Origin of the sequence: Actinophytocola gossypii (assembly GCF_025165815.1) — a bacterium.
In the GTDB taxonomy this organism is placed as follows: Bacteria; Actinomycetota; Actinomycetes; order Mycobacteriales; family Pseudonocardiaceae; genus Actinophytocola; species Actinophytocola gossypii.
Genome location: NZ_JAFFZE010000006.1, coordinates 542,022 through 566,471, shown reverse-complemented (window position 1 = coordinate 566,471; position 24,450 = coordinate 542,022). Strand labels below are relative to the sequence as shown.

At 72.8% G+C, this 24,450-nt stretch carries 24 protein-coding genes; 13 read left to right on the top strand and 11 right to left on the bottom strand.

The features are described from left to right. Positions 1–46 precede the first annotated feature (46 nt). Positions 47–1,594 (top strand): FAD-dependent monooxygenase, encoded by a 1,548-nt coding sequence (locus tag JT362_RS07315; RefSeq protein ID WP_260190252.1) that lies wholly within the window; start codon positions 47–49, stop codon positions 1,592–1,594. After that, positions 1,591–2,040, top strand: coding sequence for a hypothetical protein (locus JT362_RS07310; protein ID WP_260190251.1), 450 nt, complete (start codon positions 1,591–1,593; stop codon positions 2,038–2,040). The genes JT362_RS07315 and JT362_RS07310 overlap by 4 nt, the downstream gene beginning before the upstream one ends. Here JT362_RS07310 and JT362_RS07305 read toward each other — a convergent pair whose 3' ends face one another. Next, positions 2,041–2,409, bottom strand: coding sequence for a YrdB family protein (locus JT362_RS07305; protein ID WP_260190250.1), 369 nt, complete (start codon positions 2,407–2,409; stop codon positions 2,041–2,043). 93 nt (positions 2,410–2,502) lie between these two features. On the opposite strand from JT362_RS07305, the gene JT362_RS07300 reads away from it, so the two are divergent. From JT362_RS07300 to JT362_RS07275, 6 genes are all read left to right on the top strand, one after another. Next, positions 2,503–3,015, top strand: a complete 513-nt coding sequence (locus JT362_RS07300) for a toxin-antitoxin system HicB family antitoxin (RefSeq protein ID WP_260190249.1) — start codon at positions 2,503–2,505, stop codon at positions 3,013–3,015. Between the two features lie 41 nt (positions 3,016–3,056). Next, complete coding sequence (locus JT362_RS07295; RefSeq protein ID WP_260190248.1) at positions 3,057–3,899, top strand: DUF4097 family beta strand repeat-containing protein; 843 nt, start codon at positions 3,057–3,059, stop codon at positions 3,897–3,899. 11 nt (positions 3,900–3,910) lie between these two features. Beyond that, positions 3,911–4,840, top strand: a complete 930-nt coding sequence (locus tag JT362_RS07290) for an ATP-binding cassette domain-containing protein (RefSeq protein WP_260190247.1) — start codon at positions 3,911–3,913, stop codon at positions 4,838–4,840. Further along, on the top strand, positions 4,837–5,625 hold the full coding sequence (locus tag JT362_RS07285) for an ABC transporter permease (RefSeq protein ID WP_260190245.1): 789 nt from the start codon (positions 4,837–4,839) through the stop codon (positions 5,623–5,625). The genes JT362_RS07290 and JT362_RS07285 overlap by 4 nt, the downstream gene beginning before the upstream one ends. A gap of 155 nt (positions 5,626–5,780) precedes the next feature. After that, entirely contained in the window at positions 5,781–6,146 is a 366-nt protein-coding gene (locus JT362_RS07280; protein ID WP_260190244.1) for a DUF397 domain-containing protein, read from the top strand. Positions 6,147–6,205: 59 nt separating this feature from the next. Continuing rightward, a complete protein-coding gene (locus JT362_RS07275) occupies positions 6,206–7,285 on the top strand; it encodes a ScoMcrA-related endonuclease (protein WP_260190243.1) in 1,080 nt (359 codons plus the stop codon). On the opposite strand, the gene JT362_RS07270 is transcribed toward JT362_RS07275, so the two are convergent. Further along, the gene (locus tag JT362_RS07270; RefSeq protein WP_260190242.1) at positions 7,271–7,636 is read right to left on the bottom strand and encodes a hypothetical protein; all 366 of its coding nucleotides are present in this window, start codon (positions 7,634–7,636) and stop codon (positions 7,271–7,273) included. The genes JT362_RS07275 and JT362_RS07270 overlap by 15 nt on opposite strands. Positions 7,637–7,645: 9 nt before the next feature. Next, positions 7,646–10,381: an AfsR/SARP family transcriptional regulator gene (locus JT362_RS07265; RefSeq protein ID WP_260190241.1), complete on the bottom strand. Its 2,736-nt coding sequence runs from the start codon at positions 10,379–10,381 to the stop codon at positions 7,646–7,648. A gap of 94 nt (positions 10,382–10,475) precedes the next feature. On the opposite strand from JT362_RS07265, the gene JT362_RS07260 reads away from it, so the two are divergent. Beyond that, positions 10,476–11,276, top strand: a complete 801-nt coding sequence (locus JT362_RS07260; RefSeq protein ID WP_260190240.1) for an endonuclease/exonuclease/phosphatase family protein — start codon at positions 10,476–10,478, stop codon at positions 11,274–11,276. Positions 11,277–11,319: 43 nt separating this feature from the next. Here JT362_RS07260 and JT362_RS07255 read toward each other — a convergent pair whose 3' ends face one another. Further along, positions 11,320–11,664: a hypothetical protein gene (locus JT362_RS07255; RefSeq protein WP_260190239.1), complete on the bottom strand. Its 345-nt coding sequence runs from the start codon at positions 11,662–11,664 to the stop codon at positions 11,320–11,322. 11 nt (positions 11,665–11,675) lie between these two features. Beyond that, positions 11,676–13,226 (bottom strand): alpha/beta hydrolase, encoded by a 1,551-nt coding sequence (locus tag JT362_RS07250; protein WP_260190238.1) that lies wholly within the window; start codon positions 13,224–13,226, stop codon positions 11,676–11,678. A 74-nt stretch (positions 13,227–13,300) separates the two neighbouring features. Between JT362_RS07250 and JT362_RS07245 the strand changes: the two genes are divergently transcribed. From JT362_RS07245 to JT362_RS35350, 3 genes are all read left to right on the top strand, one after another. Continuing rightward, entirely contained in the window at positions 13,301–13,957 is a 657-nt protein-coding gene (locus JT362_RS07245; RefSeq protein WP_260190237.1) for a response regulator, read from the top strand. Positions 13,958–14,059: 102 nt separating this feature from the next. Further along, positions 14,060–15,214 (top strand): serine hydrolase domain-containing protein, encoded by a 1,155-nt coding sequence (locus JT362_RS07240; RefSeq protein WP_260190236.1) that lies wholly within the window; start codon positions 14,060–14,062, stop codon positions 15,212–15,214. A gap of 97 nt (positions 15,215–15,311) precedes the next feature. Further along, on the top strand, positions 15,312–15,623 hold the full coding sequence (locus JT362_RS35350; RefSeq protein ID WP_311202669.1) for an iron chelate uptake ABC transporter family permease subunit: 312 nt from the start codon (positions 15,312–15,314) through the stop codon (positions 15,621–15,623). Position 15,624: 1 nt separating this feature from the next. Here the strand turns inward: JT362_RS35350 and JT362_RS07230 are convergent, their stop codons facing one another. Continuing rightward, positions 15,625–18,138, bottom strand: a complete 2,514-nt coding sequence (locus JT362_RS07230) for an ATP-dependent Clp protease ATP-binding subunit (protein ID WP_260190235.1) — start codon at positions 18,136–18,138, stop codon at positions 15,625–15,627. A 288-nt stretch (positions 18,139–18,426) separates the two neighbouring features. Here JT362_RS07230 and JT362_RS07225 point away from each other — a divergent pair, with 288 nt between their 5' ends. Further along, positions 18,427–18,903: a YbhB/YbcL family Raf kinase inhibitor-like protein gene (locus JT362_RS07225; protein WP_260190409.1), complete on the top strand. Its 477-nt coding sequence runs from the start codon at positions 18,427–18,429 to the stop codon at positions 18,901–18,903. 156 nt (positions 18,904–19,059) lie between these two features. Here the strand turns inward: JT362_RS07225 and JT362_RS07220 are convergent, their stop codons facing one another. From JT362_RS07220 to JT362_RS07200, 5 genes are all read right to left on the bottom strand, one after another. Next, positions 19,060–19,239, bottom strand: a complete 180-nt coding sequence (locus tag JT362_RS07220; protein WP_260190418.1) for a hypothetical protein — start codon at positions 19,237–19,239, stop codon at positions 19,060–19,062. Between the two features lie 150 nt (positions 19,240–19,389). Beyond that, on the bottom strand, positions 19,390–19,596 hold the full coding sequence (locus JT362_RS07215) for a DUF4177 domain-containing protein (protein ID WP_260190234.1): 207 nt from the start codon (positions 19,594–19,596) through the stop codon (positions 19,390–19,392). Between the two features lies 1 nt (position 19,597). Beyond that, positions 19,598–22,225 carry a helix-turn-helix transcriptional regulator gene (locus tag JT362_RS07210; RefSeq protein ID WP_260190232.1) on the bottom strand — a complete coding sequence of 876 codons (2,628 nt, stop codon included), beginning with the start codon at positions 22,223–22,225 and terminating at the stop codon, positions 19,598–19,600. Next, positions 22,222–23,796: a class I adenylate-forming enzyme family protein gene (locus JT362_RS07205; protein WP_260190230.1), complete on the bottom strand. Its 1,575-nt coding sequence runs from the start codon at positions 23,794–23,796 to the stop codon at positions 22,222–22,224. Before JT362_RS07205 ends, JT362_RS07210 begins: the two co-directional genes overlap by 4 nt. A 71-nt stretch (positions 23,797–23,867) precedes the next feature. Next, positions 23,868–24,449 carry a QsdR family transcriptional regulator gene (locus JT362_RS07200; protein WP_260190229.1) on the bottom strand — a complete coding sequence of 194 codons (582 nt, stop codon included), beginning with the start codon at positions 24,447–24,449 and terminating at the stop codon, positions 23,868–23,870. Position 24,450 lies beyond the last annotated feature (1 nt).

The following is a 24,450-nucleotide window of genomic DNA, read 5'->3' as shown; positions in this document are numbered from 1 at the left end:
CGCCCGCCGGACGGGCTGCTTCGGCGTGCCCGAAAGGAGAACGACCATGGACGTGATCATTGTCGGCGGCGGACCCAACGGACTGATGCTCGCCTGCGAACTCGCGCTCGGCGGCGTCCGGCCGGTGGTGCTGGAGCGCCGTACCGAACCCAATCCGGAGCCGCGCTCGAACGGGCTCGTCGGGCAGGTCGTCCGGATGGTCGACCGCCGGGGGCTGTTCGAGCGGCTCAGCGGACAGGCCGGCCCGCCCCGGCCCAACGACGGCTACTTCATGTTCGCCGCGATGCCGCTCGACCTCGGGCTGCTCGAGGACAGCCCGGTCTACAACCTCCCCGTGCCGGAGGTCCAGACGGTGCGGGTCCTCGAGGAACGCGCCACCGAGCTGGGTGCCGAGATGCGCCGCGGCCACGAGCTGGTCGGACTCACCCAGGACGCCGACGGCGTGACGCTCACCGTCCGCGGTCCGGACGGGGACTACGAGCTGCGCGCCGGGTACGTCGTCGGCGCGGACGGCGCGCACAGCCCCGTCCGCAAGGCCGCCGGGATCGGCTTCCCTGGCGTCACCTACGACCGGGCCACCAACCGCACCGCGCAGGCCGGCGTGCCGGCGGAGTGGCTCGACCCCGCGACCGGCGCGCTGAACGTGCCCGGCCACGGCCCGGTCCGGCCGTTCCTGCCCATCCGCACCACCGGGGGCGGCTTCTCCTACGCGCCGTTCCCCGGCCGGCCCGCGCTGGTGTCCACAACGGAATGGGACCAGCCAGCGACGGACGAACCGATGAGCCTCGACGAGCTGCGGGCCAGCGTCGCCCGGGTGCTGGGTGTCGAGGTACCGCTCGGACCGCCGGCCGGGGACGGCCCGCACGTGCTGCGCCGGATCAACGGCGGCAACACCCGGATCGCCGAGCGGTACCGGGACGGCCGGGTGTTCCTCGTCGGCGACGCCGCGCACGTGTTCGCGGCGGGCGGCACCGGGCTCAACCTGGGCATGCAGGACGCGATCAACCTGGGCTGGAAGCTCGCGGCGGCGGTCGCCGGCACGGCGGACGTGCTGGACACCTACGAGCGTGAGCGGCGCCCGATCGCCGAGCGGATGGTGACGTTCTCCCGGACCCAGGCCGCGCTCCTGTCACCGGGCGAGGACGTCACCGGTCTGCGCGCGGTGTTCGGCGAGCTGCTCACCCAGCCGGGGGTCGTGCGTGCCGTCGCGGGCCTGGTCGCCGGCGCCGACGTCCGGTACCCGGTCGACGAGGGCGCCCACGCACTGGCCGGCTGGCCCGCGCCCGACCTCGACCTGCGTACCGCCGACGGCCCGGTCCGCCTGGCCGAGCTGGCCAGGACGGCACGTCCCGTGCTGATCGACCTCACCGGCGACCTCGCCGTCGACGGTGTCGAGGTGGTACGCGCCGAGGCGGACACCGACCTCACCGCGCTCCTGCTCCGTCCGGACTCGTACGTCGCGTGGGCGTCGTCCGACCCGCGCCCCGACCGGTCCGAGCTGGCCGCCGCCGTGGCGCGCTGGTTCACGCCGGATGGCCCGAACCTGCCGACGGCCCGCCAGGCGGCGGCCGCCGGGCTAGGTTCGGATTCATGATGAAGAGGATGCTGGTCGCGGTGCCCGCTGCCCTGCTGGTCGCGTGTGGAACCGACGCCCCGCCGGACTCGGCATCCGCTCCCACGACGACCACCACCACGACGACCACCACCACGACCACGACGACGACCACGACCACCGAGGCGGTCACCACGACCACGACGCCGCCGTTCGAGGCCGCCGACGGCCGCGACCTGCGGGCCTGCGCCGACGGGACGTGCGAGGTCATCGTCAGGTCGGGCGACTCCCTGCCCGACGCCAGCGGCACCGGTCCGAAGACGATCAGCGTCGAGGGCACCGGGGTCACCCTGTCGCAGACGTCGCCGAGCGGGTTCTCGAGCACGATCGGCGGCCCGGTCGGATCGAGGCAGCAGACCAACAACCAGGTCTACGAGATCGTCGTCATCAGGGGCGCCGAGGCCGTGCTGCGACTCAGCGTGGCCTGATCAGCCGTCCTTGGCGTGGACCCGGGTGAGGGCCGCGAAGGCGATCCCGGCGACCGCGACCACGACGCCGGCGACCAGCCAGTCCGACAACGCCAGCAGCACACCCGTGGCGGCGAACAGCGCGAACTCCACCAGGAACCGGGCCGGCTCCGGTAGACGACGGCCGGCCCGGGGCCCGATGAACAGACCCCAGACGACCGCCGCGGCCGTCGGCAGCAGGACGGCGGCGGCGATGCCGAGCAGCACACCGTCACCGAGGTGAGCACCGGCCACGGCCAGACCGGCCAGCATGGCCAGCTCGGTGAGGAACCGAACGGTCAGGACCAGACCCGCGATTCCCCGTAGTCGCGCCACCGGCTTCGCTGTCATCTGCCCAGCATACGGAGGGTTCTGCCCGCCTGGCGCCACCATGGCACGCCATGGTGGCTTGCGATGGCGCCATCGTGGTGCCATAGTGGTGCCATGGATTTGACGCGGTACGTGGACAGCGTGCGCCGGGAGTTGGCCGTCGCCGCCGAGGCCGGGGGCGAGGAGGCGCGGGCGCTGGCCGAACGACTGACCGCGCCGCTGGCATCGACCATCCGGCTCACGCTGCTGGACGCGCTGTCGGCGGCGGCCGACGAGATCACCCGCGACCTCGCGCCCGGGTCGGTCGAGGTCCGGTTGCGCGCTGGGGACCCGACCTTCGCCGTCGCGACGCCCGCCGCCGACCTCGCCACCGAGCCGGTCGCGGCCGAGGCGGCGCCGGAGCCACCGCTGCCGGACGACGACGGCGCCACCGCGCGCATCAACTTCCGGCTGCCGGAGCAGCTCAAGGCACGCATCGAGGAGGCCGCCGCGGCGCAGGGGCGGTCGGTCAACGCCTGGCTCGTGCGGGCCGCCTCCACGGCACTGCGGCCGGAGCGGGGCGAGACCCCGCGCTCCTCCGGCGGACCGAGGAACTCGACGCAGCACTTCACCGGCTGGGTCAGCTGACCAGCTGAAACACCCGTTACACCACTTTCGAGGGGACACCCATGCCTTCTTACGACACCCCACAACCCATCGACGTGATCGTCGAACCGGTCATCGGCAACGTGCGGATCCTCGCCGGCGAGCGGGACGACACCGTGGTCGACGTCCGGCCGACGCGCGACTCGAACGCCTCCGACGTGCGGGCCGCGGAGCAGACGAAGGTCGAGTTCTCCGGCGGCGTCCTGTCGGTCAAGGCGCCACGGAGCCGGCCGTTCGACTTCGGCAACAAGACCCGCTCGATCGAGGTGACCATCGAGTTGCCGGCCGGCTCGCGGGTGCGCGGCAGCACCGGCGTCGGCGACGTGCACACCACCGGCCGCCTCGGCGAATGCCGGTACAAGACCGGGGTCGGGCAGCTCCGGCTCGACCACGCGGGCGAGTCGCACCTGCACACCGGAGTCGGCGACATCGTGGTCGAGGGCATCGACGGGAACGCCGACATCAGCACCGGCTCCGGGCAGGTGCGGATCGGCGAGCTCGGCGGCGGGGTGGTGAAGAACTCCAACGGCAGCACCGAGATCGGCCTGGCGAGTGGCTCCGTGCGGGCGCGGTCGGCCAACGGGGACATCGTCGTCGAGCGGGCGGTGGACTCGGTGGAGGCCAGGACCGCCAACGGTTCCGTGCGCGTCCTCGACGTCGTGCGCGGCGAACTCGTCCTCGAGACCGCGCTGGGTGAGATCGAGATCGGCATCCACGAGGGCACCTCGGCCTGGCTCGACGTGAAGACCCAGTTCGGCCGGGTGCACAACGACATGGACGCCAGCGACTCCCCGGGCACCGCGACCGACCGGGTCACGGCCCGGGCCCGTACCTCCTTCGGCGACATCAACGTCCACCGTTCCTGAAAGGTCAGCGAATGAGCGTCACGACCACCGGACTGCGCAAGTCCTACGGCGACAAGGTCGTCCTCGACGGCGTCGACTTGAAGGTCGCGTCCGGCACCATCTTCTCGCTGCTCGGCCCGAACGGCGCCGGCAAGACCACCACCGTCAACATACTGTCCACTTTGGTCACACCGGACGCGGGCAGCGCGACCATCGCGGGGCACGACCTGGCCACCGAGCCGGACGCCGTGCGCGCCGCGATCGGCCTCACCGGCCAGTTCTCCGCGGTCGACAGCCTGCTCACCGGCGAGGAGAACCTGTTCCTCATGGCCGACCTGCACCACCTGCCGCGCCGCGTCGGCCGGCGGCGCGCGGCGGAGCTGCTCGACCGGTTCGAGCTCACCGAGGCCGCGAAGAAGATCCCGATGACCTACTCCGGCGGCATGCGCCGCAAGCTCGACCTCGCGATGACCCTGGTCGGCGACCCGAAGGTCATCTTCCTCGACGAGCCGACCACCGGCTTGGACCCGCGCAGCCGCCGGACCATGTGGGACATCATCCGCGACCTGACCGCGAACGGCGTCACGATCTTCCTCACCACCCAGTACCTGGACGAGGCCGACCAGCTCGCCGACAGCATCGCGGTACTCGACGGCGGCCGGTTGGTCGCGCAGGGCACCCCGGACGAGCTGAAGCGGCGGGTGCCCGGCGGGCACCTGCGCCTCCGGTTCGCCGACCCGGTCGAGCTGCGCCGCGCGGCCGGCGCGCTCCACGAGTCCACTCCGGACGAGGACGCGCTGGCGCTGCGGGTGCCCACCGACGGCACCGTCTCGTCGCTGCGCGCCGTGCTGGCCCGGCTGGACGCCGAGGCCGTCGCGGCGGACGGCCTCACCGTGCACACCCCCGACCTCGACGACGTGTTCCTCAGCCTCACCGGGCACCGGACCAAGGAGCTGGCATGACCACCATGTCCTACGCGGCACGCGACTCCGTGACGATGCTGCGCCGCAACCTGCGACACATGCGGCGGTACCCGTCGCTGACGTTGATGCTGCTCGGTCAGCCGCTCGTGTTCCTGCTGCTGTTCGTGTACGTCTTCGGCGGCACGCTCGGTGACGGGCTCGGCGGGGCGGGAGGCCGGGCGGAGTACGTCGGCTACGTCACGCCCGCGATTCTGCTGATCACGGTGGCGAGCGCCGCGCTCGGTACCGCGGTGTCGGTCGCGATGGACATGACCGAGGGCATCATCGCGCGATTCCGGACGATGGCGATCAGCCGGGCGTCGATGCTGACCGGGCACGTGGTGGGCACGGTGATCCAGACGGTGCTCGGGCTGGTGGTGGTGACGGGGGTGGCGCTGGCCGTAGGTTTCTCGCCGACCGCCGGGTTCGGCGAGTGGGCCGCGGCGGCCGGGGTCCTGTTGCTGTTGACGGTGGCGCTGACCTGGATGTCGGTGGCGCTCGGACTGGTCGCCAAGAGCGTGGAGACGGCGAGCAACACGCCGATGGTGTTCCTCCTGCTTCCGTTCCTGGGCAGCGGTTTCGTGCCGGCGGAGTCGATGCCGACCGCGCTGCGCTGGTTCGCCGAGTACCAGCCGTTCACGCCGGTCGTCGAGACCGTTCGCGGCCTCCTGCTGGGCACGCCGATCGGCAACAGCGGATGGCTCGCGATCGGCTGGTGCTTGCTGATCGGCGGGGTGGGTTACCTGTGGTCGAAGTCCCTGTTCGCCAGGGAACGCAACCGGTGATGTCCTGGCCTCATCGGGCACCGGTCGCCACTCGTTCGAGCGACCGGTGCCCGCGGGGGCGCGTGCCGCCCGTTCCGGAAGCCGCCTACGTCAACGGGATGACATCCTCGGCAGTGCGTCACTGGACCTCATCCACGACGTGATCAGGACCTGCCATGAACACCGACTCCCCGAAGGCGCCCGGGCTCAACGTCTGGCGCAAGAGCAGCTACAGCACCTCCACCGGCAACTGCGTGGAGGTCGCCCCGTCCGCCGGTGGCGTGGCTGTCCGACACAGCAAGCGTCCCGCCGCGGGCACGATCACCCTGTCGCACCCGGCGTGGTCGGCCTTCCTGCGCGACGCCCGCGAGGGGGGCACCGTCACCAACGGGGTCGTCGCCATCGCCAGGGTCGGTGGGGACATGCTGGTCACCTCGCTCACCACCGAGGTTGAACTGCGGTTCGACGAGGGTGAGTGGTCGGCCTTTCTTGCGGGAGTCGCCGACGGGGAGTTCGACTTCGCCGGTCGGATCACGGCCTGACCTGTGCAACACGAGCGGTGAGGGCCCGCGTAGACAGGGAGCTTCGTTAACCTGATCGAGTGACACTCGATGGGTTGGAACGTGAGCGGGTGCTGCTTGCCGCTGCCGAGTGCGATCGGATCGGGCGGTCCGCCTTTCTGCGGAAATACCGGTTTCGCAAGGCGTCGACGTATTTCCTGGAGTTGGACGGGGCGCTCTACGACACGAAGGCGATCGCCGGGCGAGCGCTCGGGCTTTCCGGTGACGAACTACCCGACAGGGAAGTCGTCGTGGCGGAGGGGCTACGAGCCCTGGGGTTCGAGGTTCGTCACTTTCCCGCCATTGTGTGGACACGGGACGAGATCATCCTGGCGTGTGCCGTCGTCGCGGACAACGACTGGAAACAGCCGACCGCCAAGCAGAATGACTGGCGCATCATCGAACTCTCGGCGCTGTTGCAGGCTCCGGAGTTCCATCCCCTCGAAGGGCGCGGGCCAGAGTTCAGGAGCCCGGCAAGCGTTTCCCGCAAGATGGCGGACATCGCCACCAGGCATTCCACCCACCACGGCAAGCGCACCAACGGCAATCAGCTGGACGCCGTCGTGGCAGCCGAGTTCGTCGCTCGTCCTGCCGAGATGCGGGCCGAGGCCGAGCGCCTGCGTGCGCGGCTGCGGGGGCAGGACACCATCCCTGCGCAACCGCCTGTCGGTACGGGCGACGTCCTCGTGCGGGATGTGCCTGTCGAGATGCATCGCGTGGCGAAGTTCCGAACTCGGGCCAGGGCCAGCGAGGCGACGGCTGTCCGGCGCGAAGCCGAACTGGTGGCGCGCTACCAGTCCTGGGCGCAACCAGCGGAAGGGGACTTCAGCAGTAAGTTCATCTTCCTGACCGGCCAGGGGCATCCGCTTCGGGTTGATCTCTTCAACCTTCGTACCGAAGAACTCATCGAGGCGAAGGGGACCATTGACCGCGACGATGTTCGGCTCGCGCTCGGTCAGGTGCTGGACTACGCGCGCTACGTACAGCCCAAGCACCTTGCTGTCCTGGTGCCAGCGCATCCGGGCGACGAACTTGTCGAACTGCTGCTCAGCCATGGCGTCTCGTGCATTTACGAAACCACCCGCGGCAGCTTCGAGCGGGTGAGGTCAGCCGTGGTCTAGGGGGGCGTTGCAGGTGGGGCAGGGGTGGTCGGTGGCCTGGGGGACGCCGGACGACGTCGTCGGTGGTGGGGTGTGGTCCAGGCAGCGGCTGCGGCGGCAGCTGGTGCAGGTGAGGCCGATGGTCTCCTCCCAGCTGGCGTAGATGCGGACCTCGCCGCGCGATCGGTAGTCAGCCAGTTTGCCGGTGTCGGCCAGTTGGCCGAGCATGGAGAGCCAGGTGCGGCCGCACTCGGTGCAGGAACGGACTCCGGGGCCAGAGCCCGTCGTCGTCGGCTCGTGCTTTTCCATGATCTGGATGAGTGGCCGTTCGCCTGCCTTCGGGGTTCGGCGGCGTTTTTTGAACAGGGCCATGTACCTAGGTTATGGGGAGACTGGCGGGTGGGGGGTGGGGTGACCTGTTTCGGTCACCTCGGCCAGTGCGGTGTGGACACTCGCCAGGAGTTCGCTGTCACCGGCTTCTCGGGCGGCGGCTCGGGCCGACTCCAGGTGGTGGGTGGCCTGGTCGGGGTCACCCAGGCGCAGGTGGGCCACTCCCAGGGCGCGTAGGGCTGTGCCCTCCAACGTGCGGTGGCCGGACTGGCGGGCTACGTCGAGGGCGCGGCGGGCGTAGTCGGGGGCGTCGGCGGCTCGGTCGGTGGCCAGGCACACCTCGGCGAGGCCGCAGAGGGCGCTGGCCTCGCTGGTGGGGTCGCCGCCGTCCGCTACGGCGGCCAGGGCCTGTTCGAAGTGGGCGGTCGCTTCCTCGGGGCTGCCCAGTGCGAGCAGGGTGCGCGCCAGGTTGTTCAGTACCGGCGGGCGTAGGGCGTCCTGGCCGGTTCGCTCGTACAGGGCCAGGGCTTCCTGGTAGCAGCGTTTCGACTCCGCGCGGTCCCCTCGGCTGCCGTGGACGGCGCCCAGGTTGTTCAGGGTGGCGGCGCGGAGGGAGTGGTTGCCGATGCGTTCGTAGGCGGTCAGGGCGCCTTCCAGATGATCCAGGGCCGTGGGGTGGTCACCCAGGCGGAACGTCACCGCGCCGAGGACGCGGAGTGCGTCGGCTTCGGCTTGGGGGTCCTCCACGGCGCGGGCGGCTTCCAGGGCGCTGGTGTGCAGGGTCAGCGCGTCGTCGTGGTAGCCGGCGATGTCCAGGAAGCGCCAGAGGGTGCCGGACATTCTGGGGGCTACCGACGGATCCTGGCGGACTACGGCCAGGAGGTTGGGCAGCTCGGTGTCCAGCCAGCGGAACGCGTCGGTGAACGGGGGGAGCTCGCTGTCGGGGGTGGAGACCTTGGGTCGGCGTTCGGTTTCGTGCGGTGCCAGGACGTCCATGGCGGCGGCCGCGGCGCCCAGGTAGTGGTCGCGGAGGCGGTCGGCGGCGAGTGGATCATCGGACGGGTCGGTCAGTTCGGCGGCGTAGGCGCGGAGCAGGTCGTGGGCGCGGTACCGGGCGCCGGGGAGTTGGTCGACCAGGTGTGCGCGGCACAGGGCGTCCAGGGCGCGTCTTGTTCTTCGGACCGGGGCGGCGGCCATGGCGGCGACGGCGTGGGCGTCGGTGTCCCAGCCGGGGTGGCGGCCGAGGAGGCGGAACACCAGCGCGGTCCACGGGTCGAGGCGCTGGTAGGACCAGGAGAACACGGACCGGACGGCGGTGTGGCGGTCGCCGTCGAGGTCCAGCAGGTCCAGGGCGTCCTGTTGGTCGGCCAGTTCGGCGGCCAGTTCCGTCACGCCCAGTTCGGGGCGGGAGCGGACGAGTTCGGCGGCCACTCGCAGGGCGAGCGGGAGCCTCGCGCATCGGGCCACCAGTGCCTCGAGGGCGTCGGGTTCGGCGTCCACGCGGTCACCCAGCAGTACGCGGAGCAGCGCCCTGGCGTCGGCTTCGGGAAGCCGGGCCAGGTCCACTCGGTGCGCGCCCTCTCGTGCCACGAGCCCGGCCAGGGCGTCGCGGCTGGTGACCAGGACGGCGCAGGTCGCGCTGCCGGGCAGGAGGGGGCGGACCTGCGCGACGTCGCGGGCGTTGTCGAGGACGACGAGCATCCGTCTGCCGTCGGCGAGGGTGCGGAAGCGGGCGGATCGTTCGGCGGGGTCGGAGGGGATGGCGGAGCCTTCGACGCCCAGCGCGCGGAGGAAGCCGGCCAGTACGTCCTCGGGGGTTCTCGGCTGGTCGGGGCCGTAGCCGCGCAGGTCGACGTAGAGCTGGCCGCCGGGGAATCTGGCGCGTGCCGAGTGTGCCCAGCGGATCGCGAGCGACGTCTTGCCCACGCCGCCGGTGCCGGCCACCACCGCGAGTGCGGGGCCGTCGCCGGCCATCAGGGTGTCCAGTTCGCGTAGTTCCGGCTCGCGGCCGACGAAGCCCCGGGTGTCCGCGGGGAGCTGTGCGGGGGCGGCCGCCGCCGGCGAGGGGGCGTCGGAGTCGAGGATCCGGCGTTGCAGGTCGCGCAGTTCGGGGCCGGGTTCCAGGCCCAGCTCGGCGACCAGTGCCTCGCGGGCGGCCTGGTACGCCGCCAGGGCGTCGGCTCGTCTCCCGGAGCGGTACAGGGCGGTCATCAGCTGGGCGTGCAGGCGCTCGCGCAGCGGGTACCGGCGCACCAGGTCGCTCAGCTCCGCCACGACGGCGGCGTCCATGCCGCAGGCCAGTTCTGCCTCGTACAGGGCCTCCAGCGCGAGGAGTCTGTGCTCGGCGAGCCGGCGTGCCCAGTCGGCCAGTACCGGCACGTCGAGGTCGTCGAACGGGTCGCCTCGCCACAGCTCCAGTGCGCGGCGGAGGGTGCGCACGGCGTGCTGGGCGTCGGTGGCCTCCCGCGCCTCGGCGGCCATCGACTCGAAGCGGTCGGCGTCGACCTCGCCGGGCTGGACCCGCAGGCGGTAGCCGTCGGGGCCGTGGGTGAGGCGGTCGGGCTCGCCGAGCGCGGTGCGCAGGCGGTGGACGTGCAGCTGGAGCTTCTGGGCGGCGCGCGGGTCCGGGCGGTCGCCCCAGAGCGCGTCGGTCAGGGTGTCGGCCGGGACCGGGCGGTTGGCGCGGGCGAGCAGGACCCCGACCAGGATCCGTTGCAGCCGGCCCGGCAGCGCGCCGCGCTTCCCGTCGCCGACGATCTCCACCGGACCAAGCACCCGGAACTCCATGGCGACAGTCTCCCGCGTGCTTTGCCCGGGATGAAAGCGCGGTGAAAGTCGGCGCGCGATGCTCGTCGGGGCTCCTATGACGAGAGGAACGTCGATGAAGAGGCTTCTGGTCGCCGCGGCCGCCGTCGCCGCCGCGTTCTCGCTGGCCACACCGGCCGGCGCGGTCCAGGCGCGGGACTACTACCTCCAGTTCAACATGGCCGGCAGCTCGGTCAACGACGGCGCGCTCGGGGTGGCAAGGGCGGTGGTGTCCTCGGTGGAGGACGCCGACGTCATGCCGTTCGTGGTGACGCTGAACGAGGTGTGCGCGAACCAGTACCGGCACATGGAGAGCCAGCTCGACGACCACGGCTACGTGGGCACCTGGGGACCGACCGGGCCGAGGTGCGACAGCGGCGAGCCGTACGGCAACGCGCTGTTCATGCGCTCGGGCCGGACCACCGTGGGGAACTTCGACCTGCCGAACGAGCACGGCAACGAGCAACGCAGGCTGCTGTGCGTGCGGTCGAACGAGCGTGACATGTTCCTGGGCTGTGTCACGCACATCTCGCACAAGGCGGAGGACCAGGACGCGCAGATCGCCGCCGTGGCCGACCGGTTGAACGGCTTCCAGGACGACGGGTACCGGATCGTGGTGGGCGGTGACTTCAACGTCACGCCGGGTGCCTCGGCCCTGGACCCGATGTACGCCACGTGTTCCGGGGGCGACGGGCGGTTCCACGAGACCGACCGGGCGACGTGCGGCGGACGGGGCGGCGAGTCGACCCACGGCGACCGCAAGATCGACTACATCTTCTACTCGGCACACTTCTCCGAGCTGTGGGGCGACGCCACCCGGTCGAGCTACTCCGACCACGACCCGCTGTGGGGACGGGCGGTCGCCGGCCCGGCGTAGGGAGGTGTCGGGTGTTCGCCGGACACCGGTCGGGGGCCAGCGCTCATAGCGTGTCGGTATGACTTGGAGATACACGCAGATCCAGTTCCGACCCGGTGACCGCCCGCAGTTCCTCGGCTGACCGGTCGTCGGCCGCGCGGTACTCGTCCGCGCAGGTCCGGGCGCTCTCGCCGTCGGCGATCAGCAGGTCCGGCACGGGGTCGGCGCCGCGCCGCGCGGCCTCGCTGTCCGATGTGTACACCGAGCGGAAGGCGTCGGCGAGCCGGTCGGCGCCGATGCCGCTCTCGTTCCCGGCGATCGCCGACTTGCTGGCCGACCACGCCTCGCCGAGCGCGGTTCCGTTGTGCGCCAACCGTTGCGCTGCCTGGGCGACCTCGTCGGGTCGCATGTTCATGAAGTTCACGGGTGACTCGGCGGCCGGCCGGCGATGACGTCGCCGATGTTGTGGTACGCGGGGTCCCGGCCGTCCTTGGGGTAGAAGTAGTCCTCGTGCTGTTCGCGAATCTCGCGCGGGTCGATCTCCCACAACCGGGTGGGTTGGCGGCCTTCGGGGTCGGCGCTGAGCTGCCGGGCGCCGAACGCGTCGTCGCCGGGGTCGGCGCCGTGCGACTCGGTGTCGGCGATCAGGTCGTCGTTGTTCTCCAGCACCCAGACCCGGTCGTCCGGGATGTTCAGCTCGGCGGCGGTGCGCACGCCCATGCCGGGACTGCCGAGCACGAGCACGTCGTCGACCGGCAGGTGCTCGTCGCGGGCCGCGTAGCCGGTGACGACGGTGCCGTAGCTGTGCCCGACGACGGTGTGGTGCGCCGGCTCGCCCTCGTCGGTGGCGCGCAGGCCGTGCTGGAAGTCGTCGAGGGCGCCCTTCGCGGCCTCGGCGTAGGCGGGCGAGACGGCGTGCAGGACGGTGTCCGGGGCGTCGTAGCCGAGCCAGGTGATCACGGCGCTGGTCGGGTTCGCCGGATCGGCGCTGTTCGCGGAGGCGTACATCGCGTCGGACTCGCGCATCAGGCGGTCCAGCTCGCCGAAGCCGCTCTCCGCGCCCGGGACGTAGGTGGCGACGTGCGCGGCGGTGTCGGGGTTGCCGTGCGCGATGATCGCGGTGGCGTCCTCGCCTCGGCCTCGGGTGTCGAAGCCGAGCAGGTAGTACCCCCGGTCCAGTCTGCTCTCGATGACCCCGATGCCGCCGAGTTCCTCGTCGATCTCCGCGAGCATCATCAGCTCGGCGGAGTGCGGGCCGGGTTTGCCGGCCATGTGGTCGAGGAGCCGGTCCCGCTCGGCGAGCAGCGCGGCCTTCTCCCGGTCGAGCAGGATGCGGTTCGCGATGTCCCGGTGCGTGGTGGGGAAGCCGTCGCGGGAGCCGACGAGCTCCGGCCGTTCCCGCGCGAGGCGGTCCCGCTGTTCGGGGGTGAGCGAGCGCCAGTACGCGGCGTTCTCCTCCGGGGTGGCGCCCTCTGGCGGGGACGGCGGTAGGCCCTGCTGGCCGCTGATCCGGCCGGCCGACTCGGTGACCAGCTGGTCGACCAGGCCGGCGACCTGGGTGGCGAACACGTCCTGTGCGGCGGCCCCGAGTCCACCCGGGATCGTCCCCAGGATCGCGTAGGTGGCGAGGTTCGCGTCGACGATGTCGTTGATCCCGGTCTTCACCCGGACGATCTCGCCGGCGAACAGGTCGGCCTTCGCGGCGAGCGCGGCCATCCTGGCGACGCTGCCGCCGGCCAGCTCGCGGTTACCGCCGAGCTTCGTGTCGAACGCCATACCGACGTCGTCGCCCCAGATCGCGGCGAGATCGGCGACACGGTGGGCCTCGGCCGCGGCGGCGAAGTGCTCGCCGGCGGCGCGCCACTCGGCGCCGAGGGCCGCCACCTGCACCTCGTCGGAGGTGATCCACCCGGTGACCGCCCTGACCCTCGGCCAGAGCCCGTGGGCGCTGGTCGGCTCGGGGATCGGCATGACCGACAAGACTGACAGGTGACCGCCGCCACCCGCGGGCGGTGGCAGCAAGCGGTCAGAATATCGTGCGCGCCATGCGGATCGTGATCGCCGAGGACGACTCCCTGCTGCGCGAGGGGCTCGCGCTGCTGCTGCGCGCCGAGTCCCTCGACGTGGTCGCCACGACCGGCAACCCGGACGACTTCCTCGCCGCCGTCGGCGAACACGAGCCCGATGTGGCCATTGTGGACGTTCGGATGCCGCCGACGCACACCGACGAGGGGATCGTGGCCGCGGTGGAGGCGCGGCGGCGCAGGCCGGAGCTGGCGGTGCTGGTGCTGTCGGCCTACGTCGAGCAGGCGTTCGCGACCGAGTTGCTGGCCGGCGGCGGGGCCCGGCTGGGGTACCTGCTCAAGGAGCGCGTCGGGCGGGTGCAGGAGTTCCTCGACGCCCTGCACCGGGTGGTGGCCGGCGGCACCGCGATCGACCCGGACGTGGTCGCCCAGCTGCTGACCAGAACGCGCACCGACACCCGGATGGACCGGCTCAGCCCGCGCGAGCGTGAGGTGCTCGCGCTGATGGCCGAGGGGCTCGGCAACACCGCGATCGCCGAGCGGCTGGTGGTCAGCGACGGCGCGGTGCACAAGCACATCCGGAGCATCTTCGCCAAGCTGGACCTCGCGCCGACCGACCGCGCCGACCGGCGGGTCACCGCGGTACTGCGCTACCTGGAGGACGCGCAGCGCCGGTAGTGCTGGCACTACCGCTTTTCGTGCAGCGCACGGGATCGTGCTCCGGCGCCACGCGGAGCAGGCTCGGTGGGGTCACCATCGACCACACCGAGCGAGGGTCCCGTGTTCCGTTCCATCGTCATCTCCGTCGCCGCGCTGGCCGGTCTCGCCGCCGCGTGCACGCCCGCCCCACCGGCCGAACCAGCCGACCCACCGGCCGACGCCGTGCAGCACGCCCTGGACCGGCTGGTCGCCGAGGACGGCTACCCCGGCGCGCTGGCCGCCGTGCGGGGCGCCGACGGCGAGACCCGCGACTACACCGCCGGGGTCGGCGACCTGCGGACCGGCGCCGAGATGCCGGTCAACGGCCGGGTCCGGCTCGCCAGCAACACCAAGACGTTCACCGCCACCGTCGTGCTCCAGTTGGTCGGCGAGGGGCGGGTCGACCTGGACGCGCCGGTCGAGACGTACCTGCCGGGCGTGGTGCGCGGGCAGGGCGTCGACGGCCGCCGGATCACCGTCCGGCAGCTCCTGTCGCACACCAGCGGCCTGGTCGACTACGACGACAAGCTCGTCGTGGACTACCTGGAGATCCGGCACCGGCACTACGAGCCGCGCGAGCTGCTGGACGTGGTGCTGGCCGAGCCCGCGCTGTTCCCGCCGGGCGCCCGGTTCTCCTACAGCAACGCCAACTACGTGCTCGCCGGGCTGATCGTGCAGCGGGTCACCGGGCGGCCGGTCGGCGAGGAGATCACCGAGCGGATCATCGAGCCGCTCGGCCTGCGCGACACGTACTGGCCGGAGCTGGGCGACCAGACGATCCACGGCCCGCACCCGCACGGCTACCTGCCGACCGGCGACGGCGGCCTGGCCGCGGGTGAGGGCGCCGGGCCGGTGGACGTGACCGTGCAGGACACGTCGCTGGCGTGGGCCGCGGGGGCGCTGATCGGCACCCCGCGCGACCTGAACACGTTCCTCACCGCCCTGCTGGACGGCGAACTGTTGCGGCCGGCGGAGCTGAAGGAGATGCGCACCACCGTTCCCGCCCCGGACTTCCACCTCACCGCCGGCGGAACCTACGGGCTGGGGCTCGGCACGTTCCCCCTCAGCTGCGGGGCGTCGGCCTGGACCCACGGCGGCGACGCGCCGGGGTACGTCAGCCGCACCGGCGTCACCGACGACGGGCGCGCGGCCACGGTCGTGGTCACCGGCTCCCCCACGTCGCTGCCGGCCGCCGAGCGCGTCGAGCGGGCCCTCGACACCGCGCTGTGCGGCTAGCGCGTTCCGCTTCCCGTCACCGGCGACGCCCGGGTCAACCTCAGCACCGAACGGGCGGACCTGCTGCGCGCCGACCGGCTGGTGTTCCTGGTCAACGGTGGCGACGAGAGCGACCTGGCCGACATCCCGGCTTCGACCAGCTGCCGGCACGGTCGCGGTGCTCTACTACGCGACGATCGTCGGGCTGAACACGCCGACGCCGCTGTCCGTCACGCGGCGGCTCGTCGGGGGCGTCGCGCTGGTGCCGTCCGCGCTGGTCGGGGCGCTGGTGCTGGCCGCGTCGGACCTGGCGGCCCAGCACGTGCTCGGCGGCACCACGCTGCCGGTCGGCGTGGTGACCGCGGTGGTCGGCGGGCCGTACCTGCTGTGGCTGCTCGCGGTCACCAACCGGGTGGGGCGGGGAGGCTGACCTACGACACCGATGGCTGCGGCGTGTCGAAGGTCAGCTCCTCGTCCCCGGCGTCCACGCGGACACGGGTGCCAGGCTCAAGGGTGCCGTCCAGCATCATCCTGGACAGCCGGTTGTCCACCTCGCGCTGGATGGTGCGGCGCATCGGCCGGGCGCCGAACTCCGGCTGGTGCCCGCGCCGGCTCAGCCACGCCACCGCGGCGTCGGTGAACTCGAGCTCGATGTCCTGGGCGTGCGCGCGGCGCCTGGTCTGCTCCAGCATCAGCTCGGTGATCCGCCGCAGCTGCTCCTCCTCCAGCCTGCGGAACACGATGATCTCGTCGATCCGGTTGAGGAACTCCGGGCGGAACGAGTCGCGCAGCACCCGCATCAGCCGGTCGCGCAGCTGCTTGTCCGTGTCACCCTCGTTCGACGGGGTGAAGCCGAGCGCGCCCTGGGTGCCGGCGGTGATCAGCTCCGAGCCCAGGTTGCTGGTCATCACCAGGACGGTGTTGGAGAAGTCGACGGTGCGTCCCCGGCCGTCGGTGAGCCGGCCGTCGTCGAGCACCTGCAGCAGGATGTTGAACACCTCGGGGTGCGCCTTCTCGATCTCGTCGAGCAGCACCACCGAGTACGGCTTGCGCCGCACCTGCTCGGTCAGCTGGCCCGCCTCCTCGTAGCCGACGTAGCCGGGCGGGGCGCCGAGCAGCCTGCTCACCGTGTGCCGCTCGCCGTACTCGCTCATGTCCAGCCGGATCATGTGGCTCTCGTCGCCGAACAGCGCCTCGGCCAGGGTGCGGGCCAGCTCGGTCTTGCCGACGCCGGTCGGGCCGAGGAACAGGAAGCTCCCGGACGGCCGGTCCGGCTCGGCCATGCCGGTGCGGGACCGGCGCACCGCCTCGGACACCGCCTGCACGGCCTCGTCCTGGCCGACGACCCTGCGGTGCAGGTACTCGTCCAGCGCGAGCAGGCGTTCCCGCTCGTGCTGGGTCAGCTGCCGCACCGGGATGCCGGTGAGCCCGGACACCACCTCGGCGATGTCCTCGGTGCCGACCTCCGGCACGTCGACCGGCCGGCCGTCGGAATGGGCCCGGTCCAGCTCGGCGCGCACGGTGCCGATCTCGTCGCGCAGCGAGGACGCGCGCTCGTAGTCCTCCTCGCCGACGGCCTGGTCCTTGTCCCGGACGAGCCGGTCCAGCCGGTCCCGCAGCTCGCGGGCCTTGGTCGAGCCTCGGCGGACCCGCAGGCTGACCCGGGCGCCCGCCTGGTCCATCAGGTCGATGGCCTTGTCCGGCAGGAACCGGTCGGTGACGTACCGGTCGGCGAGCGAGGTGGCCGCGTCCAGCGCCTCGTCGGTGAACCGGACCTGGTGGTGGGCCTCGTAGCGGTCGCGCAGCCCGCGCAGGATCGTCACCGTGTCGGTCACCGAGGGCTCTGGCACCAGGATCGGCTGGAACCGCCGCTCCAGCGCGGGGTCCTTCTCGATGTTGGTGCGGTACTCGTCGAGCGTGGTGGCCCCGACGACGTGCAGGTCGCCCCGGGCCAACGCGGGCTTGAGGATGTTGCCGGCGCCCATCGAGCCCTCGGCCGCGCCCGCGCCGACGACGGTGTGCAGCTCGTCGATGAACACGACCAGCTCCGAGCTGTGCGCGCGGATCTCGTCGAGCAGCTTGTTCATCCGCTCCTCGAAGTCGCCCCGGTAGCGGGTGCCGGCGACCATCGCGGTCAGGTCGAGCTGCACCACGCGGCGGTCGGCGAGCTGGTCGGGCACGTCGCCCTCGACGATCCGCTGCGCGAGACCCTCCACGATCGCGGTCTTGCCGACCCCGGCCTCCCCGATCAGCACCGGGTTGTTCTTGCGCCGGCGGGACAGCACCTCGACGGTCTGCTCGATCTCGCCGTCCCGGCCGACCACCGGGTCGAGGCCGCCGTCGCGGGCCTGCTCGGTGAGATCCCGCCCGTACTGGTCCAGCGTCTCGGTGTCCGACCGGCGCGGCCGCGCGGCGCTCCCGCCGGAGCCGCGTTCACCGGCGGCCAGGCTCTCCGGGGTGACCCGCGCGGCGGAGAGCATCCGCCCGGCGCCGGTCTCCGGGTTGGCCGACAGCGCCAGCAGCAGGTGCTCCGGGCCGATGTAGGAGGAGCCGAGCCCGCGGGAGATCTGGTGCGCGTCGAGCAGGCTGCGCTTGACCGCCGGGGTCAGCCGCACCGGGCCCTCCCTCGGCTCGCCGACCCGCGACTGCTCCTCGATGCGCCGCGCCAGCTCGTCCGGGTCGCCGCCGGCGGCGGCCACGAGCGAGCGGATGCCGGGGAACTGGAGGGTGCCCCAGAGCAGCTGCTCGGTGTCGAGGTCCGCGCGGCCCCAGCGCGCGGTCTCGTTGGCCGCGGCGGCCACCGCGTCGCGGGCCTGTTCGCTGAGGAACCTGGTGATGTCGATCCGCTGGCCGCGCGCGCCACCCGCCGCACCGCCGCGTCCACCGAAGAACTGGGACAGGAACTCGTCGAACGGGCTGGAGCCACCAGAGTAGAAGCCGGTCATCCCCCAGGGCTTTCCACCGGCGGCCCGCACAAACCACCCCCCGAGGGGCGATTCGGCCCGGTCCGGACCGGGTAGGCGTGCTGTATGCCTGATCCTGGTAGTCACGGTTACGACGTCAAACGCACCCGGCTGCGCGCCGAGTACGACGAGCGCGGCGTGCCCGACCAGCACGCCGACCGCGCGGCGAACGAGGAACTGCAACGCGCGCATCCGCCCCGGCCGAAGGGTGACCCGGACCGCGCCGCCGGCCCGACCGGCACCCGGGGCACGAGCCGAGGCGACCCGTCGATCGAGGAGTCCGCGACGCCGGCCGACGGCGGGCTGGTGCTGCGCAGTGCGGCGTTCACCGACCACACGCTGATCCCGGACCGGTACTCCTACGAGGGCGGCAACGTGTCGCCGCCGCTGGAGTGGGGGACGCCGCCGGACGGCACGGCCGAGCTGGTGCTGCTCTGCGAGGACCCGGACGCTCCCGGCGGCACGTTCACCCACTGGGTGGTCACCGGTATCCCGCCGGAGGCGAGCGGGGTCGACGAGAACGCCCTGCCGCCGCGGGCGACTCCCGGGCGGAACGGCTTCGGCGAGTCCGGCTGGGGCGGCCCGCGCCCGCCGGTCGGCGACGACGCGCACCGGTACTTCTTCCGGCTGCACGCCGCCGACCAGCCGCTCGGCCTCGGCGACGAGCCGACGGCCGACGACGTGCGCCGGGCGCTCGGCGGGCACGTGCTCACCACCGGCACCCTGGTCGGCATGTTCGGTCGCTGACCCGGCAAGCCGCCCGGCCGCCGCAGCGAATACCGGGCATGGACACCGCACTGTCGCGACGGATCGCCGTCCTGGTCGGCGTACTGGCCGTCGGCGCGCTGACCGCCGCCCGGCCGGCGCCGGAACGCCCCGGTTCATCACCGCGAACCGGGACTTCTACCGGGTGGACACCGCGCTGGTGTCGGTGCCGATGGTCGACACCGAGCGGAGGTACTCGTTGACGTGGACCTCGGGCCGGGCGGCGACCAGGCCGAGGTCCGCGCCACCGACCGCACCGGCGACACCCAGACCCGCCGCCGCGTCCCCCCGATCCCCGACGGCGCCACCGGCTGGCACTCGGTCCAGTTCACGGTGTCCGAGCGGGGCTGACCGACCGGGCCGACACCGCGACGTTGGCGTGCGCCCGGCGCAGCCAGTTGATATGTTCAATCGGCTGTTCCACGGCTATGACAAATAGGGAGTCGCACACGTGGCGGGCAGGGGGGCCTAGACGCGGCGTTCGAAGGTGATCAGGACGCCTTCCACGCCGCCGGGACCGATACGGCCCTTGATCTCGGCGGCCGTGATGGCCTTGAGCCGCCAGCCCTCGGCCGCGTGCTCGTTGAGCAGCTTCTCCAACCTGGCGCCGGACATCTTGCCGCCGATCAGCTTCTCGCGCAGTTCCAGGACCTTGTACTCGAATCGGTCAGCCATGTCACCCATGTTGCGCGCTGGTGATCCGGTGGGCCAGTTCGACGCGGGAGCGGACGCCGAGTGCGGTGAAGATGTTGCGCAGGTGGTGGTCGACCGTGCGGTGGCTGATGACCAGGCGGCGGGCGATCTCCTTGTTCGTCTCGCCGACGGCGACCAGGCGGGAGATCTCGGCCTGTTGTGGGGTGAGGCCGGCGAGGGTGGCGGGGGCCGGGTCGACGGGTTCGCCGGTGGCGCGCAGGGCCGCCTGTGCCTTGGTCGCCCAGTGGTCGGCGCCGGCCGCGCGGAAGCCGCGTAGGGCGTCGCGGAGCAGGGGGCGGGCGGGGCGGGTGCGGCGGTGGCGGCGCAGGCAGGTGGCGTAGGCCAGCTGGGTGCGGGCCAGTTCCATCGCGGCGCCGGCGCGGCGGTGGCGGTCGATCGCGGTGCTGTAGTGGTGTTCGGCGTCGGGCAGGGTGGTGGCGAGCAGGGCGTGGCAGCGGCTGGACAGGGCGTGCCAGGCGGGGCTGGCGCCGGCGGTGACCCAGGCGTCGAAGGTCGCGAGCACGCGGGCGGCGCGGTCGGGCTGTTCGGCGCGGACGGCGGCCTCCACCCACTGCGGCGCGGCGAGTACCTGGATCGCGGGCTGCGCGCCGCTCACCCCGGCGGCCATGGTCTCCAGGCGGCCGAGGGCGTCGTCGGGGCGGTCGTCGGCGAGGTCGAGGCAGGCGGTGGCCCAGGCGGTGATCGCGCACGGGCGGCCGAGGGCGCGTTCCGCGATGCCGGGAGCGGCGGCGTCCAGTGTGGACGCGGCGGTGGCGCGGTCGCCGAGGAGGGCGGCGGACAGGGCGCGCAGGGACAGGTGCTCCACCCAGGTGTTGCGCTGCCCGGCGGCGTCCGCGGCGGCGAGCCCCTCGGCGATGGCGGCCTGCGCGCCCCGGTGCCGGTCGAGCGCGATCGCGGCCAGGGCCAGGTGGACCAGTGCCCACGGCAGTGCCGACGCGCGCCCGCCGAGCCGCGCCCGGCCGACGGCGGCGGACGCGCACTCGTGGGCCCGCTCGACGTCACCGAGTGCGAACGCCGCCTCGGTGGCCCAGACGGCGGCGGCGACGTCCGGGGCCGCCAGCCCCAGCGCGATGGCGTGCCGGAGCGGTTCGGCGGCCTCGTCGTGCCGGCCGGCGAAGGTGGCGGTGAGCCCGGCGAAGTGGGCGGCCGCGAGCCCGGTACCGGTGACGCGGCCGGCGAGTGCCCGGTAGCCGGCGAGGTCGCCGCTGATCCGGCGGGCCTCGCCGGCCAGCAGGAGCGCCTCGTCGGGTCGCTCGGGGTCGCGCGCCGCGGCCAGCTCGTGCGTGGCGACGGCGGGCTCCCCGTCGCGCAGCTCGATCTCCCCGTGCAGGAGCGCTATTCCTTGAAGGTGACCTTCCGGGCGGGCGCGGGTGAGGAGGGTACGGGCGCGGCCGGGGCGACCGGCCTGCCAGGCACGCTCGGCGGCGGCCAGCAGGTGGGCGGCGCGGGATTCGGGGAGGCGGGTGAGGTCGGCGGCTCGCTCGAGCAGGCTCGCCGCGGTGGCGTGGTCGGCGAGCGCGGCCGCGGCGACCAGCTCGTCGACGAGGGCGGGGTCGGTGGTGGCCATGGCGCGGTGCCAGGTGGCTCGGGGGCCGGTGAGGGTGGCCGCCAGGTGGGCGTGGGCCGCGTGGCGCTCGGCGGGGGTGGCCAGGGCGTAGAGCGTGTCGCGGACCAGTGGGCTCGGCAGGCGCAGGCTGGTGCCCGCGATCCGCACCAGGCCGGCGGCCAGCAGCTCGTCGACCGCAGTCGTGGTCGGCCGCTCGGCCGAACCGGTGACCGGCCGCTCGGCCGTGCCGGTGGTCGGCGGCTCGGCCGTCTCGGTTGTGGGCGGCAGGGTGTCCAGGTCCATCGGCGCTGGGTTGGCCGCTACGCAGGTGAGGAGGTGGCGGGCCGATGGGGACAAGGCGGCCAGGCGGGATCGGTAGTCGGCGCAGCGCGTTGGTGGCAACACCGTGGGTACCGGGGACCGGCCGGCCAGTTGCTCGGGCGTCAGGGCGGCCGCCGATGCCACCAGGTCGCCTGGGTTTCCGCCGGCTGCCTCGGTCAGGATCGCGCGTAGGCCGGCCGGGACCTGCCGCTCTCGCAGGAGCCGTTCGGCCGCTTCGGGCGACAGCGGGGGTAGCCAGCGGCGCGGGATGCCGGCCAGCGGGTCGTGGCCGGGGCGGGCCAGCTCCGGGCGGGCGGCGAACACCACCGTCAGGCGGTGGCCGGCCAGGCGCCGGGCGGTGAACGCCAGCACCGCCAGGGACTTCGGGTCGATCCACTGTGCGTCGTCGACGTGTAGGCGCGCGTCCGGGCAGTCGGTCAGGAGTCGGTGGACCGCGCAGCGGAGGAGGAACGGGTCGGGTTCCGTGCCCGATCCGAGTACGCGGCCGAGTGCGTCGCACAGTGCGGACGGTAGCGTGGCGAAACGGTCGGCCAGAGGGGTCAGTAGGCGGTGTAGTGCGCCGTACGGCAGGTCGCGTTCGGCGGCCACCCCCGGTACGTCGAAGGTGGGCTCCACAGTGGACAGTAGGTGGGTCTTGCCCATCCCCGACTCGCCCAGCACCAGCAGTGCGCCACCGGCGGCGAGCCGGTCGGGCGGGGTCACGGTGCGGCGGCCAGCCGGCCGCGCAGTTCGCGCTTGAGGATCTTGCCGGCGGCCGACACCGGGATCTGGTCGGTGAAGTGCACCTCGCGCAGCCGCTTGTACGCCACCACCTGCTCGTTCACGGCCGCCATCAGGTCCGCTTCGGTCACCGACGGGTCGGCCGGCACGACGAACGCCACGGGCAACTCCCCCACCGCATCGTCGGGGCGGCCCACCACCGCGGCCGCGCGGACCGCGGGGTGCGCGGCGAGGATCTCCTCCAGCTCCCTCGGGTAGACGTTGTAACCCTTGTACAGGAGCATGTCCTTCATTCGATCCACAATGGACAGGTAACCGTCCTCGGACAGCACGCCGATGTCGCCGGTGCGGAGCCAGCCGTCGGCCAGAACATCCGACGTGGCGTCGGGGCGGTTGTGGTAGCCGCGCATCACCTGCGGGCCGCGGACGCAGACCTCGCCGCGCTCGCCCGGCGGCACGGGCTCACCCTCGGGCGACATGATCCGCACCTCGGTGTCGAAGATCGGAACGCCTACCGTGCCCGGCCTACGGGTGCCGGAGCGGTGCACGGGGCCGGACGTCGCGCACATCGTCACCTCGGTCAGGCCGTAGCCCTCGCTGATCACGGCGTCGGGGGCCAGTTCGTGCAGGCGGCGGATCATCTCCACCGGCATGGGCGCCGCGCCGGAGGAGATCACCCGGACCGACGACAGGTCGGTGGTCGCGATGTCCGGGCAGGCGAGCAGCGCGGCGAACAGGGCGGGGGCGCCGCCGATCGCGGTCACCCGTAGGCGCTGGGCGTCGGCCAGGTACGTGTTCGGGTCGAGGCGGTCGTGCAGGACGACGGTGAAGCCCATCAGGACCATCGCGTTCAGGCCGGCGATCGTGCCCATGGCGTGGAACCACGGGGTCAGGTTGATCGTCACGCCGGTGCCAAGGCGGGTCGGCCACTCGGTCTCGGCGCCGACCTGGTCGAGCACCAGGCCGCCGTCGTCGTCGAGGGTGGGCCGGGAGCCGGAGACCCAGCAGGCGTACTGGAGCGTGTTCACCACGACGTTGCGGTGCGGCAGCCGCACACCCTTGGACTCGCCGGTGGTGCCGCCGGTGTAGGCCAGGTGCGCGAGGGTCTCGTGCACGTCGAACGGCACGTCGGGCGGCGCGGGCGGGTTGCCCTCGACGATCCCTGGCACGTCGGCGGCGGTCACGGTGAGCACCGCGCCGGCGTCGGTGGTCTGGCGGGCGGCGGCCGGTTCCGGGAGCAGCGGGTTGACCGGCACGAACGTGGCGCCGGCGAGCACGGTGCCGTAGTAGGCGACCGGGTACTCGAGGCAGTTCGGCATCCGGAGCGCGACCCGGTCGCCCGGTGCCACCCCGCGCGCGATCAGGCCGTGCGCGAACGCGGCCGCGCGGGCGCCCAGGTCGGTGTAGGTCAGCTCCTCGCCGCCGCGGGCGAAGGCCACCCGGTCGCCGTAGCGGCGGACCGAGCCGGCGAGGATCGCGCCGACCGGAACCTCCGGGTACACAAGGGATCCGGGGAACCCCGGCGGCCAAGTCTCGTCGATCCGGACGGGCATCGGCACTCCCTCGCGTCGACGGTGACGGCACTGTCGATGAAACACCAGGGCGATGTGTTCCACAACCCTCGTCAGGACTTCGCCTCCACCAGCGCGGCCAGCAGCGTGGACGCGGCGTCCAGGTCCGGCGCCCGGCCGGCCTGCACGTCGGAGTACAGGAACGCCTCGCCGAGCCGCACGATCGCGTAGGACAGGCTCTCCAGGCTGACCGCGGGTGTGAACCCGCCCGCGTCGACGTCCCGGCGCAGCAGGTCGACGTGCGCGGCCATCACCCTCGGCTGCACCCGGCCGTGCGGGTCGGTGAGCACCCGGATCGCGACCGTCGGCTCCTCGTCGATCAGCCGCCGGAACCCCTGGTTGCCGGCGATCGCGGCCCGGTACCGGCGCATCGCCGCCAGGCAGCGGAGTTCTCCTGCCGCGTCGCGCACCACGTCGCCGTTGGCCTCCCGCCAGGCCCGGGTCGCGGCCGCCATCGTGCGGTCGGCCATGTACCAGAGCGCCTCGCCCATCAGGTCCTCGCGGTTGCCGACCCGGCGGAACAGCGTGCTGCGCGAGATGCCGAGGTCGGCCGCGAACGTGCGGGTGTCCAGGCGGGTGCCCTGACCGATCCAGCGCGCGGCGGCGCGGACGATCTCCTCGGCGGTGGGGCTCACG